At 41.5% G+C, this 15,332-nt stretch carries 13 protein-coding genes and 1 pseudogene; 10 read left to right on the forward strand and 4 right to left on the reverse strand.

Translation table 11 applies throughout. From position 1 onward, the window contains the following. Positions 1 to 36 precede the first annotated feature (36 nt). The 3 genes from RYK49_RS00800 to RYK49_RS00810 all read right to left on the reverse strand — a co-directional run bounded on the left by RYK49_RS00800 (position 37) and on the right by RYK49_RS00810 (position 2,969). Positions 37 to 336 carry a YbaB/EbfC family nucleoid-associated protein gene (locus RYK49_RS00800; RefSeq protein WP_032906355.1) on the reverse strand — a complete coding sequence of 100 codons (300 nt, stop codon included), beginning with the start codon at positions 334 to 336 and terminating at the stop codon, positions 37 to 39. 121 nt (positions 337 to 457) lie between these two features. Beyond that, positions 458 to 2,236 carry an ABC transporter ATP-binding protein gene (locus RYK49_RS00805; protein WP_223310888.1) on the reverse strand — a complete coding sequence of 593 codons (1,779 nt, stop codon included), beginning with the start codon at positions 2,234 to 2,236 and terminating at the stop codon, positions 458 to 460. Positions 2,237 to 2,282: 46 nt separating this feature from the next. Then, positions 2,283 to 2,969: a hypothetical protein gene (locus RYK49_RS00810; RefSeq protein ID WP_314864596.1), complete on the reverse strand. Its 687-nt coding sequence runs from the start codon at positions 2,967 to 2,969 to the stop codon at positions 2,283 to 2,285. A 117-nt stretch (positions 2,970 to 3,086) separates the two neighbouring features. Between RYK49_RS00810 and RYK49_RS00815 the strand changes: the two are divergent. Continuing rightward, positions 3,087 to 3,629: pseudogene (locus tag RYK49_RS00815) on the forward strand (ATP-binding cassette domain-containing protein); the annotation flags it as partial. An 867-nt stretch (positions 3,630 to 4,496) separates the two neighbouring features. Next, complete coding sequence (locus RYK49_RS00820; RefSeq protein ID WP_223310890.1) at positions 4,497 to 4,910, forward strand: glycosyltransferase; 414 nt, start codon at positions 4,497 to 4,499, stop codon at positions 4,908 to 4,910. Between the two features lie 38 nt (positions 4,911 to 4,948). Here the strand turns inward: RYK49_RS00820 and RYK49_RS00825 are convergent, their stop codons facing one another. Then, positions 4,949 to 7,237 (reverse strand): Xaa-Pro dipeptidyl-peptidase, encoded by a 2,289-nt coding sequence (locus RYK49_RS00825; RefSeq protein ID WP_314830676.1) that lies wholly within the window; start codon positions 7,235 to 7,237, stop codon positions 4,949 to 4,951. Between the two features lie 104 nt (positions 7,238 to 7,341). On the opposite strand from RYK49_RS00825, the gene gla reads away from it, so the two are divergent. The 8 genes from gla to fni all read left to right on the forward strand — a co-directional run bounded on the left by gla (position 7,342) and on the right by fni (position 15,302). Beyond that, positions 7,342 to 8,238: an aquaglyceroporin Gla gene (gla, locus tag RYK49_RS00830; protein WP_314864598.1), complete on the forward strand. Its 897-nt coding sequence runs from the start codon at positions 7,342 to 7,344 to the stop codon at positions 8,236 to 8,238. Between the two features lie 63 nt (positions 8,239 to 8,301). Further along, the gene (locus RYK49_RS00835) at positions 8,302 to 9,585 is read left to right on the forward strand and encodes a DUF308 domain-containing protein (protein WP_314864600.1); all 1,284 of its coding nucleotides are present in this window, start codon (positions 8,302 to 8,304) and stop codon (positions 9,583 to 9,585) included. A gap of 95 nt (positions 9,586 to 9,680) precedes the next feature. Next, positions 9,681 to 10,415 (forward strand): CppA N-terminal domain-containing protein, encoded by a 735-nt coding sequence (locus RYK49_RS00840; protein ID WP_314864602.1) that lies wholly within the window; start codon positions 9,681 to 9,683, stop codon positions 10,413 to 10,415. Next, positions 10,412 to 11,347 (forward strand): serine hydrolase domain-containing protein, encoded by a 936-nt coding sequence (locus RYK49_RS00845; protein WP_314830677.1) that lies wholly within the window; start codon positions 10,412 to 10,414, stop codon positions 11,345 to 11,347. The genes RYK49_RS00840 and RYK49_RS00845 overlap by 4 nt, the downstream gene beginning before the upstream one ends. Before the next feature lie 150 nt (positions 11,348 to 11,497). Further along, a complete protein-coding gene (gene mvk / locus RYK49_RS00850; RefSeq protein ID WP_314830678.1) occupies positions 11,498 to 12,376 on the forward strand; it encodes a mevalonate kinase in 879 nt (292 codons plus the stop codon). Then, a complete protein-coding gene (gene mvaD / locus RYK49_RS00855) occupies positions 12,358 to 13,305 on the forward strand; it encodes a diphosphomevalonate decarboxylase (RefSeq protein ID WP_314830679.1) in 948 nt (315 codons plus the stop codon). Before mvk ends, mvaD begins: the two co-directional genes overlap by 19 nt. Then, positions 13,295 to 14,314, forward strand: coding sequence for a phosphomevalonate kinase (locus tag RYK49_RS00860; RefSeq protein WP_314830680.1), 1,020 nt, complete (start codon positions 13,295 to 13,297; stop codon positions 14,312 to 14,314). The genes mvaD and RYK49_RS00860 overlap by 11 nt, the downstream gene beginning before the upstream one ends. Beyond that, positions 14,295 to 15,302 carry a type 2 isopentenyl-diphosphate Delta-isomerase gene (fni, locus tag RYK49_RS00865; RefSeq protein ID WP_314830681.1) on the forward strand — a complete coding sequence of 336 codons (1,008 nt, stop codon included), beginning with the start codon at positions 14,295 to 14,297 and terminating at the stop codon, positions 15,300 to 15,302. Before RYK49_RS00860 ends, fni begins: the two co-directional genes overlap by 20 nt. Positions 15,303 to 15,332 lie beyond the last annotated feature (30 nt).

Consider the following 15,332-nt stretch of genomic DNA (forward strand, 5'->3'; position numbering starts at 1 on the left):
TTATGTTTAGTCAAGAGGTAAGGTTATTTATCTTGCTTAAAAAGGCAATTTGCCTGCGAAAGCGCCCATTTTCTTCTGAGTGGCCTCATCAATCTGAGCCAGCGCGTGATTCAGGGCCTGCGCAGTCATCTCTGACAGAGTCTCCAAATCTTCAGGATCAACAACGGCTGGATTGAAGTCAATGCTGACTACCTTTTTATCGCCAGTCAGTTTAGCAACGACTAAATCTTGGGCTGATTTGCCGGTGAATTCTGTTGCAGCCAGTTCTGCTTGGCCTTTTTCCATTTGTTTTTGAAGCTTTTGTGCTTGCTTCATCATGCTTTGCATGTTCATCATAAGATTTTCTAAATTCCTTTCATATCAAGGGTTTAGGCCGTCTTGTTTAATTTTTACTGCCCACCTCTGCCCTTTTTTTCTAAAAATCGTCCAATGTATTAGAGGACAGTGGGTTTTAAAGTTAGTTTAATTCTTTGTAATATAAAGAAGATTGCATAGTATAAAGCTCTTCATAGTATTTGTTTGTTTTCATTAAAGAATCATGCTTATCAAACCCTTCAATCGTTCCATTTCTCATTAACAAAATTTTATCTGCTTGTCTGACGCTTGATAATCTATGTGTAATGAAAAATACGGTTTTTCCTTCCGTTAATTTTAAGAATTTCTCAAATAATTCAAATTCTGTTCTTGCATCGAGTGCAGCTGTAGGCTCATCTAGAATCAGTATGGGTGAATTTGAAAAGAAAGCTCTCGCCAGTGCAACTTTTTGCCATTGACCTCCTGAAAGATCACGACTATTATCAAATTTTTTCCCAAGAATAGTATTTAAGTCATTTAAACTACTTTCAAACCCACTGTCCTCTAATGCCTTTAAGATTTTACCATCTGCATTTATCTCATTTATATTCGAAATTCCCACGTTCTCTCTAAGAGTAATATCAAATTTAGAAAAATCCTGAAAAATAGCTGATACATTTTCCCTAAATTTCTCTGGGTCAAATTTACTAATTGATAAGTTATTGACTAATAATTCTCCCTCTTCAATATTATAAAACATGGTAAGTAATTTAATTAGTGTAGTTTTTCCTGCGCCATTTTCTCCAACAATAGCAATCTTTTCTCCCTTATTAATACTGAAGCTTATATTTTTTAAAACATAGTTTTCACTATTCGGATACTTAAATGATACGTCTACGAAATCTATTTTTTCAATACTTGATGGAACTGAAACTGTAGCACTCTCAGAGTCTGATGGTAGTGCAATAAACTTGAAAAATTTTTCCATATAAAGCAAGGTATCGTAAAGCAAACTAGAATCTTCAATTAATCTTGACATACTATTAATTGCATAAACAATACTTGAAGAAAAAAGCATTACAGCTCCAATTCCCAATTGTCCTACTTTTATAGAATAGATAATATAGATAAAACTTCCTACACTCAATAGAGCAGTTAAAATTAAAAAAATGACAGAATTGTTAAACTTTTTTAATCTTGTCTTCTGAATATTTCTTTTTATCTGCGAGAAAGAATGAGTATATTTATTCATAAAGAAACTATATAGGTTATATAGTCTCACATCTTTGATCGCCTCTGACGATAGTAAAACCTGGCTATAATATTCCAGTTTTCTTGATTCTTCACTATTAGAAACAAGGACTTCAAAAGCTTGTTGTTGAAGGGAATAAGAAATTATTCCTTGTGGAACTAAAACAAGCAACATGAGTAAAGCGATTACTGGATGAAATGATGCAAATATAACAAGCATTGAAATAAACAGTATTGCATTTGAAATAATACTTGTCCCAAATACCAATAAATTCACAGGTCTCCAACTTGCTTCTGAACTTAATAATTGGATATCATTATAAAAATTATTGTCTTCAAAATAGTCAATTGTCTGAATTTCCTCAGACTTTTTCATAATATCACAGTTCAATGTATAAGTAAGATCATCTGTTAGCTTTCCTTGAATCATTGTTGTTAATGGTGTAAATATATTATTTAAAAGGAATGCTACACCCCATACTCCAAGTAATAAAAATAATAATTGTTGTGAAAGGTTGTCCATTCTATTAATGAGTGTATTAGAAATGTACAATGATAACGAAGGTAATAATGCCTGAATCGGTATCGTGATGATTAAAATTAAAATATTTAATGGTGAAGTTTTCCACAGATAGAGTATACTTTTAAAATATAATACAAGGTAAGTTTTATATTCACTAACTTTAACCATTTGACCCCCTCACTAATAAAACAGCATAGCCCAAAGAAAATATGATCTAAATGAACTTCTCTTTAGATTTAGCCTCAGCTACATTATACCCCCAGTTGAAAGGCATTTTATATGTTTCGTACAACCTGCGAATATCTGATTCAGAAATCTCATTCTGTTCTATAACGGAATAGCGAGATTTCATTTTTCCATCCTTGTATTGAACAATACAGTACTGAAAAGCATCAAGTGTGAAGAGTGAAAATCTTCTACCACACTCATCATACTCAAAAACTTCAATTGGAGAATCATAAGAATAATAAATATCTAAATCAGGTGCAAGAGCTTCGATTGTGATTGTAGTTGATTTAGATGTCCAACAACTGGTTCGATATTTATGTTGTGCAACAACATTTACTAGATTAGATGGTTCATAGTGAACTTTTCCGAAATAAACAATTGTCAATCCTTTAACTGTCATTTCAATGCAAAGTTGACTATTATTCCAAAGTCGATAAATATTTTCATCTGAATCAGCTACTTCTACTAGTGAGGAATGCGTTGATAAAATCGCATTTTGTCCTAGGATCATCCCTTCCTCTAATGGAATAACTTTATCATCAAAGCTGACAGTCGCACCTTCGCCAGAAATTGATCTAACAATGATTGTAATACTCCCATCAGAAAAATTTCCAATTTTTTTTATAGCAAGACTCGTGTTTGCCAATATCTCTAACTGAATGATATAAACCAAGTATTTTTGTCATAGCATAGCTCCTTTTCATGATATGTAAATATGTAAACGTTTACAAATGAATTATAGCATTTTTTTTATAATTAGTCAATTAAATTTTAATTTTTTATTTAAAATAATAGAAATATCTTTCGTGCTATCAATTTATACATTCGACAAAGCAAGAAAATCCTTATAAAAGGGTCAAGTGGTTGTGGAAAATCAACGCTCTTTTGAATAATCATAGGTGAAGAAAAACCTGATGGTAGTATGGTTACTTGTGGCACAAGGGATGGAGCTAAAACAAGTCACTTTATTCGTCAGGTGGGCATCATCAGCCAGGATTCTTTCCTCTTTAATAATACTGTTCGTTACAACCTCAGCTTGGGACAAGAGTTTTCAGATCAAGAGTTGGAGACTGGTTTGAAACAAGTCAAACTCGACCACGAACTGACCGATGGACTTGATTTTGTAATCACTGATAATGGAGAAAATATTTCAGGTGGACAGCGTGTTCGGATTGAACTAGCTCGCTTTCTACTTCGTAAAAAGGATATTTTATTAGCGGATGAGGTAACTGCAACTCTTGACGCAGAAAATAGCCAGATGGTCCGAAACTTGAATTTCTCACTACCGATGATGGTTTTAGAAATCGCTCACCATATTGATAATGAAAGTTGATATGTTCAAGTCATTGAACTAAGAAAAAATTGAATTATTTTTATAAAATAGTTATTGGTTTTTGAAGAAGTAACAAAAATTAGACTTCCCCCTAATTTTTGTTTGATTAGGAAATTATAGATATAATTTATTTCTCCTTTAAAAAATGTATAAAATTATAACAATTTAAATGATATGAACTTTTTGGTAAAATCTAGCTCAATTCGTATATTTTTAGGGTAAAATTCACACCATTCAAATGAAAGTTATTCAAATTAGATGAAATATTTCTTTCTGAAAACGTGGGAAAACATTGATTTTAAGCATATAATGAAATTCATTCAAATACGAGATTTTCAAATCAGATTTTATAAAATGGTAAATAACTAAAACACATTCTCCCTATCCATATTTTACTGATCCCAAAAAGTTAGACAAACCAGAGTTTTTCTTCTGTATTAAATACTTACTTAGTTTTTTTAAAACTATATTAAATTCTTAAAATAAATTAATTTTAAACTAGCTAAAATACAAACAAAAGAGGCACTTAAGCCTCTTTTACTCTCCCTCAAACACTCTGCCACTGTCCAGTTACTGTCCAACATAATGTAACATTACTGAATGTTGTTAATTTATTGAATGCTAAAACTTTTAAGATCAAGATTTCTAATGATAGCAAGTCCTAAAGAATCTTAAATTAAGTCTTGCATGTTCATCATAAGATTTTCTTTCCTTTCTCTCGCAAGGGCTGAGCCCTTGGTAATCTTCACTCTTCAAATTATATCATTTTTTGAAAAAGTGGCAAGAAGAACATTTCTAAGAGGTTTGACAAAGATTTAGCATTTATAGTAGAATGGTCATGAATCTATATATCAAGGAGAAGACAACTTGAAAAACAAGAAGATAAAAGGTTTGTTGTTGGTAGTGCTCTCATCCCTCTTCATCCTAATTGGCTGCAGCGGCAGCCCCAAAATTCAGGGAAAATGGAATGTACAGGACGCTAGCGGTGAACAAAAGACCATTGAAATAAAAGACAAGACTATCATTGTCAACGAAGAAGAGTATGAGTATACTCAAAATGCAGTTGGTTTTAAGAATGGGGTGAGTTATTATGGCCTGACCCGGAAAGATAATGGCGGAACATTTTCTATCATCTTTCCTGAGAAAGATAAAAATATTGCTATTATGCTAATTCCTGACTCAGACGATGACTATCTCACAGGCAGTATGCTCTTTGCTATGAACCGCAAGGAAAAGCCGGATTATAAAAAATATGCAGAGGAATATCTCAATCTACGATAAAAGAAAAGGCGCTGAATTTCAGCGCCTTTTAGGTTTTATTAATGTGATGTCATGGTCGGCAAATCCAGACTAGACTGCTCCAAGTCTACCGTCAGCTGATAATCGGTCTTATCACGGACGGTATGCTCAAAGTCTGTAGTGTAGAGGACGAGGCGCAGTTGGTCGCCTTTTTTCATTTTATAGATGGTTGGTTGCAGTTCAAAGGAAAATTCCAGCCATTGGTCAGGAGTGACTTCTTCGACAGTCAGTAGGTTGGTCCGGTTTTGCAGATTGAGGAAGCCTTTGGTGATGACACGGTGTGGCGTTTCAGCAAAAGGCAGCTCAAGCAGATTGTCCAGCATATAGTAGCGGCCGTTATCCATGACTCTAGGCTCAATAAGCGTAGGAATTGGTGTGAGGCGCTTAGCTGGTCCGAAGTCCAGCAATTGAGCAGAAATCAGTCCTTTATCAGTGCTGGATTTGAGGCGAAGATTGAGCTGGCTCGCTCCGTTGAGGAAGAGGTCCCTTTCCAAGGTCCAGTCCAGACTAATCTGGTTGACCTTGCCTTCAAAAAGCTCCGTTTTAAAGCTTTGGTAGTTTTTGGCAAAGCGATTATAGTCTTCTTCTGGATATTGATTTTTGATAGCTTGGCAGTCTTGGCCTAGTTGGAGATGAAGATTCTTCTCTTGTCCACCGAAGTCTTCTAAGGTCAGCCAGCTTTGAGCTTGGCTGTTGTCCTGCCAGATGACTGCTGGAAGTTCATAGTCTGATTCACAACCCAGCAGTTTTTTGCTCAGCAGAGCATTGATAGACTCACGGAAGTCGATGGACTGCCAGTTGTTCATGTAAACATGGGCACCGTTATGGAAGAAGAGATGCATTTTGATGTGGGAGGGTAGGGCTCTAAACATCTGATAGACGTGAAGTGGTTTGACATTCCAGTCTTGAGAGCCGTGGGTAAAGACGACTTCGGCCTTGACCTTATCTACATGGAGCAGGTAATTGCGGTCATGCCAAAATTGATTGTAATCCCCAGTTTGCCGGTCTAGGTCTTTGCGCTGCTGCTCTAGGCTTTGCTGATAAGCGTCGTTGTTGCGCAGGTAGTCACCAGCCCTCAGGTTGCGGGAGTAGGTCAGTTCGGTCAGGGATTCAAAATCCTCTCCTGGATAGCCACCAGGACTAGTGACAAGTCCGTTTTCGCGGTAGTAATTATACCAAGAAGAAATCCCAGCTTCAGCGATAATGACCTCCAAACCATCTACGCCAGTCGTTGCCAGCCCGTTGGACATGGTGCCCAGATAGGAGATACCGGTCGTAGCCACTTTTCCGTTGGACCAAGTGGCCTTGATTTCCCGCTGGCGTGTGTGGTCGGTGAAGGCTCGGCAGCGGCCGTTGAGCCAATCAATAACGTTCTTATAAGCCTCGATCTGCTGATAGTCGCCGCTGGTCATCAGTCCTTCAGAGTCTTTGGTTCCCACACCAGACACATAGAGATTGGCAAAGCCACGGGGCAGCAAGTAATCATTGAGCGTGTAGGTGCCGATATGACCTAATTTTTCCTCGGCTTCAGAGACTTCTTGGGCAAAATTCGGCGAATCCAGCTGGAGCAATTTGAGCTCAGGATCTTGTACTGTGATTTGATGAGGCTCTTTTTTTACTAAGTCCACATTCATATCATGGAGAGCCTTGTCGCTTGCGGGGTCATTGGTCCCTTGATGATAAGGAGAAGCGGTCATAACTGCAGGAATTTGTCCTTGATAGTGGGGCCGGATAATGCTGACTTTGATGAGGTCCGGACGGCCGTCTCGATCAGTATCTACACGTGATTCCACATAAACCACTTCTCGGATGGCATCATGGCTGGAAAAGGTTGCCAAGCTCTTGCCATTGAAGTAGTGGAGGGTATTGTCCTCAGGAATCAAACCCTCGCTGACTAGCTTATCAATCAGCAAATTACCATTTTTTGTCCGAGTGTTGAGCAGCTGGTAGAGGTTTTCCAACAAGTCTCCAAATGTAATGGGAAAGCCTGTTTCTTTGCGAAAGGTCTCAACATCTGTAAAATCGATAAAGGGTGAGAACTCAAGCAGCTGAAAGGCTACAGTATAAAAGACAGGAGCTGTAAGTTCTCTGTCAGACTGGAAAAAGCTCAGCAGGTCTGTTTGGCTGTCAGCAGCCCAGGATTTCAAGGGATAATCTGTATTTTTATAAGTGAAAAAGCTGGTGCGGAGAAAATCTTCAAGATTTTCCTTGTCAGAGCGATTGCTGTCATAAAAAAAGCCTAATTCAGCTAATTCTATCAACATATTTTCCCGTTTCGTTCTTGCATAACTATACTGATTAAAACGCATATTCTTCCCTCTTTTTCTTATTTTTATTAAAAATGACCTTTACATTATCCATTATACTTGATAAAATAGACTTTGTCTAAAAAATATTTAAGGAGTATCACTAAATGGATTTCGAATGGGTCGTTAAATACGCCACAGAATTTTTAGGAACAGCTATCCTCATTGTTTTGGGGAACGGAGCTGTTGCCAACGTTGAATTAAAAGGAACTAAGGGACATCAGAGCGGTTGGTTAGTCATCGCTGTCGGTTACGGTATGGGGGTTATGATTCCAGCTTTGATGTTTGGTAATGTGTCTGGTAACCATATCAACCCTGCCTTTACTTTGGGACTGGCTGTCAGCGGTTATTTCCCTTGGGCACAGGTTGCGCCATACATTGCAGCGCAGATTTTGGGAGCTATCTTCGGACAGGCCTTGGTCGTTGCGACCCACCGTCCTTACTATCTGAAAACAGAAAATCCTAACAATATCTTAGGTACTTTCTCTACTATCTCTAGTCTAGACCATGGCACGCCTGAATCACGTAAAGCAGCCTTGTTCAATGGTTTTATCAATGAATTTGTTGGTTCTTTTGTTCTTTTCTTTGCTGCTCTAGGCTTGACAAAACTTCATTTTGGTGCAGAGCTAAAATCAATTATTGAGTCAAATGTTCAGCAACAAGCTTTACAAGCGGCTCAAGTTGGTCAAAAAATAGCAGAAGCTGATTTGGATAAGGCGGTGCATAATACCTTTGCTCAAGCAACCAATGCTTCATCAGCAGTCGCTCACTTGGCACTTGGTTTCTTGGTAATGGCTTTGGTAACCTCACTGGGAGGCCCTACTGGACCTGGACTGAACCCAGCTCGTGACCTTGGACCTCGTATCCTCCACTTCATCCTGCCAGAATCTATTTTGGGCAAACACAAGGGTGATTCAAAATGGTGGTATTCTTGGGTTCCAGTTGTGGCACCGATTCTTGCAGGTATCACAGCAGTCCTCTTGTTTAAAACAATCTACGGATAAGCACATAAGATCAGAGTTGGGGGATTTCCCCAGCTCTTTTTTCGAACGATAGAGAAGGTAAAGATGGAGATGCAAGTATCAAAATTTCATAAGGTCAGTGGCCGCAGGACCTTACTCTTTGGTTTTTTAGCCCTTGTTTTTGGCCTGATTATCATTGTCAATGGCTTCAGATTTACCAAGCTGGCCTTCGATTTTATTTCGCTTTATCTGACAGTTGTTGGCTTGGTAAATATTGTTCTTCATGTTTTTACGCGCAAGAAAGAAGGGGCTGTCTGGCCTAGTCTGCTTCAGATTGCAGTCGCCATGGGTATCAGCTGGCTCAACCGAATCAGTGATGTGCCTGTCAATATTGTGATTATTAGTTTGGGTAGCTACCAGCTCTTGACTGCCGGTATTTACGGAATGACCTATCTGCTTTATCGGCAAAATCATGTCAAGGGAGGTTTGCGCTATCTATTTGATACCATTCTCTATGGTGGGATTGGGCTGACCAGTATTCTTTCGCCTGCGACCGACGGACACTTACAGTTTTTGATTTTGGGAATCTATTTGATGATGCTGGGAATGTCCAATATTCGGGATGGCCTCTTTTTTGATAATGACCGGGAAAAACATCGGCTGCGTAGGCAAATTCGTATTAACCTACCTATTATTTTTGCAGCCTTTATTCCGGTAGAAAATCTGGAGCGCTTTAATCGACTGATTCAGGGAGATGCAGCTTCTGATCGTAAAAATGTTTATAGTCTTGTTAAGAATAGAGAAAAAAAGGCGGACTTGGAGGTCTTGGTCCATACTTCAAAGACGAGTTTATTAGGGGGCATTGGTCATGTAGATATTTGCTATCAGGGACAAGTGATTTCTTATGGCAGCTATGATGTTTTTTCTGAGCGATGCAAGGGTATGATTGGAGACGGTGTTCTCTTCAAGGTTCCTAAAGACGCTTATATTGAGCTTTGCAAAAAAGAAAGCAAGAAAACACTCTTTGGTTATTCTCTGGCTTTGACAGATAAGGAGAAAGAGGCGGTTGAAAAGCGCTTGGCTGAAATCGATCAGCTGTTGGTAGAATGGGAGCCGCCAGCAGAATTGAAAAATGGCCATCCAACATACTCCTACAAGTTGAAGCATGAACTAGGAGCGCAGCTATATAAGTTTAAAACCAGTCGTTTCAAGACGTATTTTGTCCTATCGACCAACTGTTGCCTACTAGCAGATTCGATTATTGGACAGGCTGGGACAGATATTCTGGATATTCGCGGGATTATCGCGCCCGGTACCTACCAGTCCTATCTGCAGTACGAGTTTGAGTCCGCTAGGGGTTTGGTCATTGCTCAGACCGTTTACCAATAAATCCAAGGCCTTCTTGTTTTAAAAATTGTTTATTTGCGCATAATTTCTTGTCAAAAAGATGAAAATCCATTACAATAAAATGGTTTGGAGGAATTATGAGCGCGAATCATATTATTAGAATTATCCCTGTATTAAAGATCAATAATCGTCATTTAAATCAAGAATTTTTCGTAAATCAGCTGGGCATGAAGGCCTTTTTAGAGGAAGCTGCATTTCTGTCCTTGGGTGATCAGACTAAGACAGAGAAACTGCAGCTGGAAGAATCACCCAGTATGCGGTCGCGGCGAGTCAAAGGTCCTAAAAAATTAGCCAGAATCGTTGTCAAGGTTGCAGATGCTAAAGAAATCGAGTCTCTATTGGCTCAAAAGCCTGCTTGGACAAAGCTTTATCAAGGAGAGAAAGGATATGCTTTTGAAGCTCTGTCACCAGAGGGTGACTTAGTTCTCTTGCATGCTGAAGATAATAGAGCAAATCTGCAAGAGGTCACGGCAGCGCCTGAATTTGAAAAGCAAGAGGACTTTATCGGTCTTAGCCAATTTGAAATAGAGACGGTAGAAATTCGTGTACCAAATGCCGATGAAGCCCAAGAATTTTACAGCAAGATTGAAAATGCGCTGGACTTTCTGACCTTTACAGAAGCAGAGGGTCAAGACTTGCAGGCAGACAATGCCCTAACTTGGGACTTGACAATGCTTAAAGTTCAGGTCAATCGTTTAGAAACCGCTGCGCTGCGTTATGTCTTTGAAGGACACGAGGTCTTTGTGCCCAAGTCAGATAAGTTCCTGCTGAGTCAGGATTCGAGCAAGATTGAATTGTGGTTTGAAGCATGACTCTAGAAAACATCATCAGTAAAATCAAAGAACAGCTGAAAGACGGTATCTATCCCGGTGCTAGTCTGGCCTTGTATCAAGCTGGCCGGTGGCAGGAATTCTACTTTGGTCTGGCAGATCCGCAAGAAGGAAAGAAGACTCAAGCGGGATTGGTCTATGACTTGGCTAGCGTCAGCAAGGTGGTCGGAGTTGGTACTCTGGCAGCCTTTTTGTATAATCAGGGCAAGCTAGAGCTGGATTTGCCCTTGCAGCATTATTATCCGGCCTTCCATCGAGAAGATGTGACCTTGCGTCAGCTCTTGACCCACACATCTGGGCTAGATCCCTTTATTCCCAATCGTGATGAGCTGACAGCTCCTGAGTTGAAAGCAGCACTCAATCATTTGACGGTGCTTGAAGATAAGGCCTTCCGCTATACGGATGTGAATTTTCTGCTCTTGGGCATTATGTTGGAAGAAATCTATGGTCAGGCCTTGGATCAGATTTTTCAAAGTCAGATTTTCCAGCCTTGGGGTTTGACTGAGACAGGTTTTGGGCCAGTTCCAGGAGCTGTGCCGACCGTTTGCGGTGTCAAGGATGGTCAGGTTCATGATCCCAAGGCGCGTGTACTGGGTGTCCATGCTGGCAGTGCAGGCTTATTTTCAAGTCTCAGGGATTTGGAAATATTTCTGGAACATTATCTGCAGGATGATTTTGCGGCCAATCTGACCCAGAATTTTTCTAAAGAGCCGGGTAAAAGGCGCAGTCTAGCCTGGAATTTGGAGGGCAGCTGGCTGGATCACACTGGCTACACGGGCACTTTTATCATGTATAATCGCAAGGAGCAAAAGGCGGCTATTTTCCTATCCAACCGGACCTATGAAAAAGATGAGCGGGCTCAATGGATCTTGGATCGGAACCAGCTGATGGACCTGATAAGAATAGAACTTTAAAAGACTCCGGATGCAAGTCCCGGAGTTTTATCATGTCTGCCTATATAAATATCGGTCTCTAGCCCCAGTGATTTCCTCTTAATAAAAATCGCTTTTTTTGCCAAAGTATATTAAAATAAGATAGAGAGAATCTACAGACAAGAGAAGAATATGACAAAAGCAATCGGTGTCGGCAAGGCACACAGTAAAATTATTTTAATGGGAGAGCATTCGGTGGTCTATGGCTATCCGGCTATTTCCCTGCCTCTTAATCGTATTGAAGTGACCTGTCAGGTCTTTCCGTCTGAGCGGGCCTGGACTCTCTACGCTGAGGATACGCTGTCCATGGCTGTTTTTGCCTGTCTAGAACATCTCGGTCGGCAAGGAGCTAAGATTCGCTGTCAAGTAGAGTCCATGGTCCCTGAGAAGAGAGGGATGGGCTCTTCAGCCGCGGTCAGTATTGCGGCCATTCGGGCGGTCTTTGACTACTTTGAGGAAGAACTGGATGACCAGACACTGGAGATTCTAGCCAATCGGGCAGAGATGATTGCCCATATGAATCCCAGCGGGCTTGATGCCAAGACCTGCCTTAGCGATGTAGCTATCAAATTCATCCGCAATTTCGGTTTCAGTGAAATTGAGCTGGATTTGGATGCCTTTTTAGTGATTGCAGATACGGGCATTCACGGTCATACCCGCGAAGCCATCCGTGCTGTAGAAAGTCAGGGTCAAAAGGCTCTGCCTTTGCTGCAGGAATTGGGGAATTTAACGAAAATCCTTGAGAAAGCCATTTCTATCAAGGACTTGATGACTATGGGTCAAGCTATGACCAAGGCTCATGAGAAGTTAGCCAAGCTAGGAGTGTCTTGCCAGAAAGCGGATGAGCTGGTAGCGGCAGCTCTTGAAAATGGAGCTTTGGGTGCTAAAATGAGCGGCGGCGGTCTGGGTGGCTGTGTCATTGCTCTTGTAGGAGAAAAAAGTCAGGCGGAGGCCTTAGCCGCCTTATTGAGAGAGAAAGGGGCCATTAACACATGGATCGAAAGCCTGTAAGTGTCAAATCCTATGCCAATATTGCAATTGTCAAATATTGGGGGAAGAAAGATGCAGAAAAGATGATTCCGTCTACTAGCAGTATCTCGCTGACACTGGAAAATATGTATACCGAGACGCAACTGAGTCCTTTGCCGGATACAGCGACTGGAGATGAATTTTATATTGACGGTCAGCTGCAAAGCCCAGCAGAACATGCTAAAATCAGTAAGATTATTGACCGTTTTCGCTCTCCAGAAGATGGTTTTGTCCGAGTTGATACCAGTAACAATATGCCAACAGCAGCGGGTCTGTCTTCCAGCTCCAGTGGTCTATCAGCCCTAGTCAAGGCCTGCAATGCTTATTTTCAGACGGGCTATCAGACGGAAGAACTGGCTCAGCTGGCCAAATTTGCTTCAGGGTCCTCTGCTCGGTCTTTCTTTGGCCCGCTAGCAGCCTGGGATAAGGACAGTGGGGCCATTTATCCAGTCAAGACGGATTTGAAATTAGCTATGATTATGCTAGTTCTGCACGATGAGAAAAAGCCTATTTCCAGCCGCGACGGTATGGAGCTCTGTGCCAAAACTTCCACGATTTTCCCAGATTGGATTACCCAGTCTACCTTGGATTATCAGGCTATGCTAGGCTATTTGCAGGGCAATGATTTTGCCAAGGTGGGTCAGCTGACGGAAGAAAATGCTCTTCGAATGCATGCTACAACAGAAAAAGCTTATCCGCCCTTTTCTTATCTGACAGAGGAGTCTTACCAAGCTATGGATGCTGTCAGAAAGCTGCGGGACCAGGGCGAGCGTTGCTACTTTACCATGGATGCGGGGCCAAATGTCAAGGTCCTCTGCTTGGAGGAAGACCTAGACCATCTGGTGGCTATTTTTGAGAAGGACTACCGACTTATCGTCTCCAAAACAAAGGACTTGTCAGATGAAAGTTAGTGCAAGAGTTCAAACCTGCGGCAAGCTCTATCTGGCGGGTGAATATGCAGTGCTGACGGCCGGCCAGCCAGCCATTATCAAGGCCATTCCTATCTATATGACGGGGGAAATCCAGGCAGCCTCTGCCTATTGCTTGACATCAGATATGTTTGATCACAGCGCTAACCTAAAGCCAGACCCTGATTATGCCTTGATTCAGGAGACGGTAGCAGTTATGAACACTTATTTGCTAGCCTTAGGCTACCAACTTCAGCCTTTTTCTCTAAAGATTAGTGGCAAGATGGAAAGGGACGGCAAGAAGTTCGGGATTGGCTCCAGCGGTAGTGTGGTTATTCTGACCATCAAGGCTATGGCGGCACTTTATGAGCTAGACTTAGAGCCGGAGCCACTCTTTAAGCTGGCTTCCTACGTTCTCCTCAAGTGCGGAGACAATGGCTCCATGGGAGATCTAGCCTGCATTGCTTATGAAGACTTGATATACTATCGGTCTTTTGATAGAGAATTGGTCCGTAAGCGTATGGACAAAGTCGACTTGCCACAGCTGTTAGCAGAGGATTGGGATTTTAAAATTCGCATCATTAAGCCTTGCTTAGCCATGGATTTTCTGGTTGGCTGGACCAAGCAGCCAGCGATTTCTAAGGACTTGGTCGATCAGGTCAAGTCAGCTATTTCAGAGTCCTTTTTGACAGGCAGTAGGACACAGGTTGATGCTTTGGAGAGAGCTTTATTAGCAGGAGAGAAGCTCGCTATTCAGTCTAGCCTGGAAAAGGCTAGCCAACTCTTAGAAAGGCTCAGCCCAGCTATTTATATAGACAGGCTGAAAGTCTTAAAAGAAGCAGCAGAGGGACTGAACTGTGTGGCTAAGAGCAGTGGTGCCGGCGGTGGCGACTGCGGGATTGCTCTCAGCTTTGATGCCACATCTAGCAACCAACTGATTCAAGCCTGGCAAGAAGCTGGCATTGAGCTATTATACAGAGAAAGGATAGGCCATGATGAGCCAGAATCGTAAGGATGACCATATCAAATACGCTTTAGAGCAGCGTCCGGGTTATAACAGTTTTGATGAAATGGAACTGGTTCACCGCTCTTTGCCCAAGTACGATTTGGCAGAGATTGACCTATCTACTCACTTTGCTGGTCGTGATTGGGAGTTTCCTTTTTACATCAATGCCATGACTGGCGGTAGCCAAAAAGGTGGTCAGATCAATGAAAAGCTGGCTCAAGTAGCTGAAAGTTGCGGCCTTCTTTTTGTAACTGGCTCTTACAGCGCAGCCTTGAAAAATCCTTCTGATCCTTCCTATCGGGTTGCGGCTGGTCGGCCTAATTTATTGCTGGCTACCAATATCGGCTTGGACAAGCCTTATCAAGCCGCCCAGCAGGCAGTAGCCGATTTGCAGCCCCTCTTTTTGCAGGTCCATGTCAATCTCATGCAGGAATTGCTTATGCCAGAGGGCGAGCGGGAGTTTCGTTCTTGGCGCCAGCACTTGACTGATTATAGTCAGCGATTAGAAATCCCTCTAATTCTTAAAGAAGTTGGCTTTGGCATGGATCGCTCTACTGTCGAAGAAGCGCGTTCCTTGGGTATTCAGACTTTTGATATTTCCGGTCGGGGTGGCACTAGCTTTGCCTATATCGAGAATCAGAGGGGTGGCAATCGTGATTACCTCAATGATTGGGGGCAATCTACTCTGCAGAGTCTGCTAGCTCTTCAGCCAATTCGCGATGAGGTCGAACTCTTGGCTAGTGGAGGTGTCCGTCATCCTTTGGATATAATCAAAGTCTTGGTCTTAGGAGCCAAGGCGGTCGGCCTCTCTCGTACCATGCTGGACTTGGTGGAAAATCACTTAGTGGAAGAAGTTATTGATATTGTAGAAGGCTGGAAATCGGATCTGCGGCTTATCATGTGCGCCCTGTCCTGCCGAAACTTGCAAGAACTAAAGAGTGTACCCTATCTACTCTATGGACGGCTGAAAGAAGCTCAAGAACAGATTAAATAAATAGCATAAAGACATACAAAAAAGGCCATC

This window comes from uncultured Streptococcus sp. (genome assembly GCF_963525625.1).
GTDB lineage: Bacteria > Bacillota > Bacilli > Lactobacillales > Streptococcaceae > Streptococcus.

Excerpts from the sequence above, each read along its gene's own strand:
- RYK49_RS00800 (WP_032906355.1), bottom strand. The coding sequence starts at position 336 with ATGATGAACATGCAAAGCATGATGAAGCAAGCACAAAAGCTTCAAAAA.
- RYK49_RS00805 (WP_223310888.1), bottom strand. The coding sequence starts at position 2,236 with ATGGTTAAAGTTAGTGAATATAAAACTTACCTTGTATTATATTTTAAA.
- RYK49_RS00825 (WP_314830676.1), bottom strand. The coding sequence starts at position 7,237 with ATGCGTTTTAATCAGTATAGTTATGCAAGAACGAAACGGGAAAATATG.
- gla (WP_314864598.1), top strand. The coding sequence starts at position 7,342 with ATGGATTTCGAATGGGTCGTTAAATACGCCACAGAATTTTTAGGAACA.
- RYK49_RS00835 (WP_314864600.1), top strand. The coding sequence starts at position 8,302 with ATGGAGATGCAAGTATCAAAATTTCATAAGGTCAGTGGCCGCAGGACC.
- RYK49_RS00840 (WP_314864602.1), top strand. The coding sequence starts at position 9,681 with ATGAGCGCGAATCATATTATTAGAATTATCCCTGTATTAAAGATCAAT.
- RYK49_RS00845 (WP_314830677.1), top strand. The coding sequence starts at position 10,412 with ATGACTCTAGAAAACATCATCAGTAAAATCAAAGAACAGCTGAAAGAC.
- mvk (WP_314830678.1), top strand. The coding sequence starts at position 11,498 with ATGACAAAAGCAATCGGTGTCGGCAAGGCACACAGTAAAATTATTTTA.
- mvaD (WP_314830679.1), top strand. The coding sequence starts at position 12,358 with ATGGATCGAAAGCCTGTAAGTGTCAAATCCTATGCCAATATTGCAATT.
- RYK49_RS00860 (WP_314830680.1), top strand. The coding sequence starts at position 13,295 with ATGAAAGTTAGTGCAAGAGTTCAAACCTGCGGCAAGCTCTATCTGGCG.
- fni (WP_314830681.1), top strand. The coding sequence starts at position 14,295 with ATGATGAGCCAGAATCGTAAGGATGACCATATCAAATACGCTTTAGAG.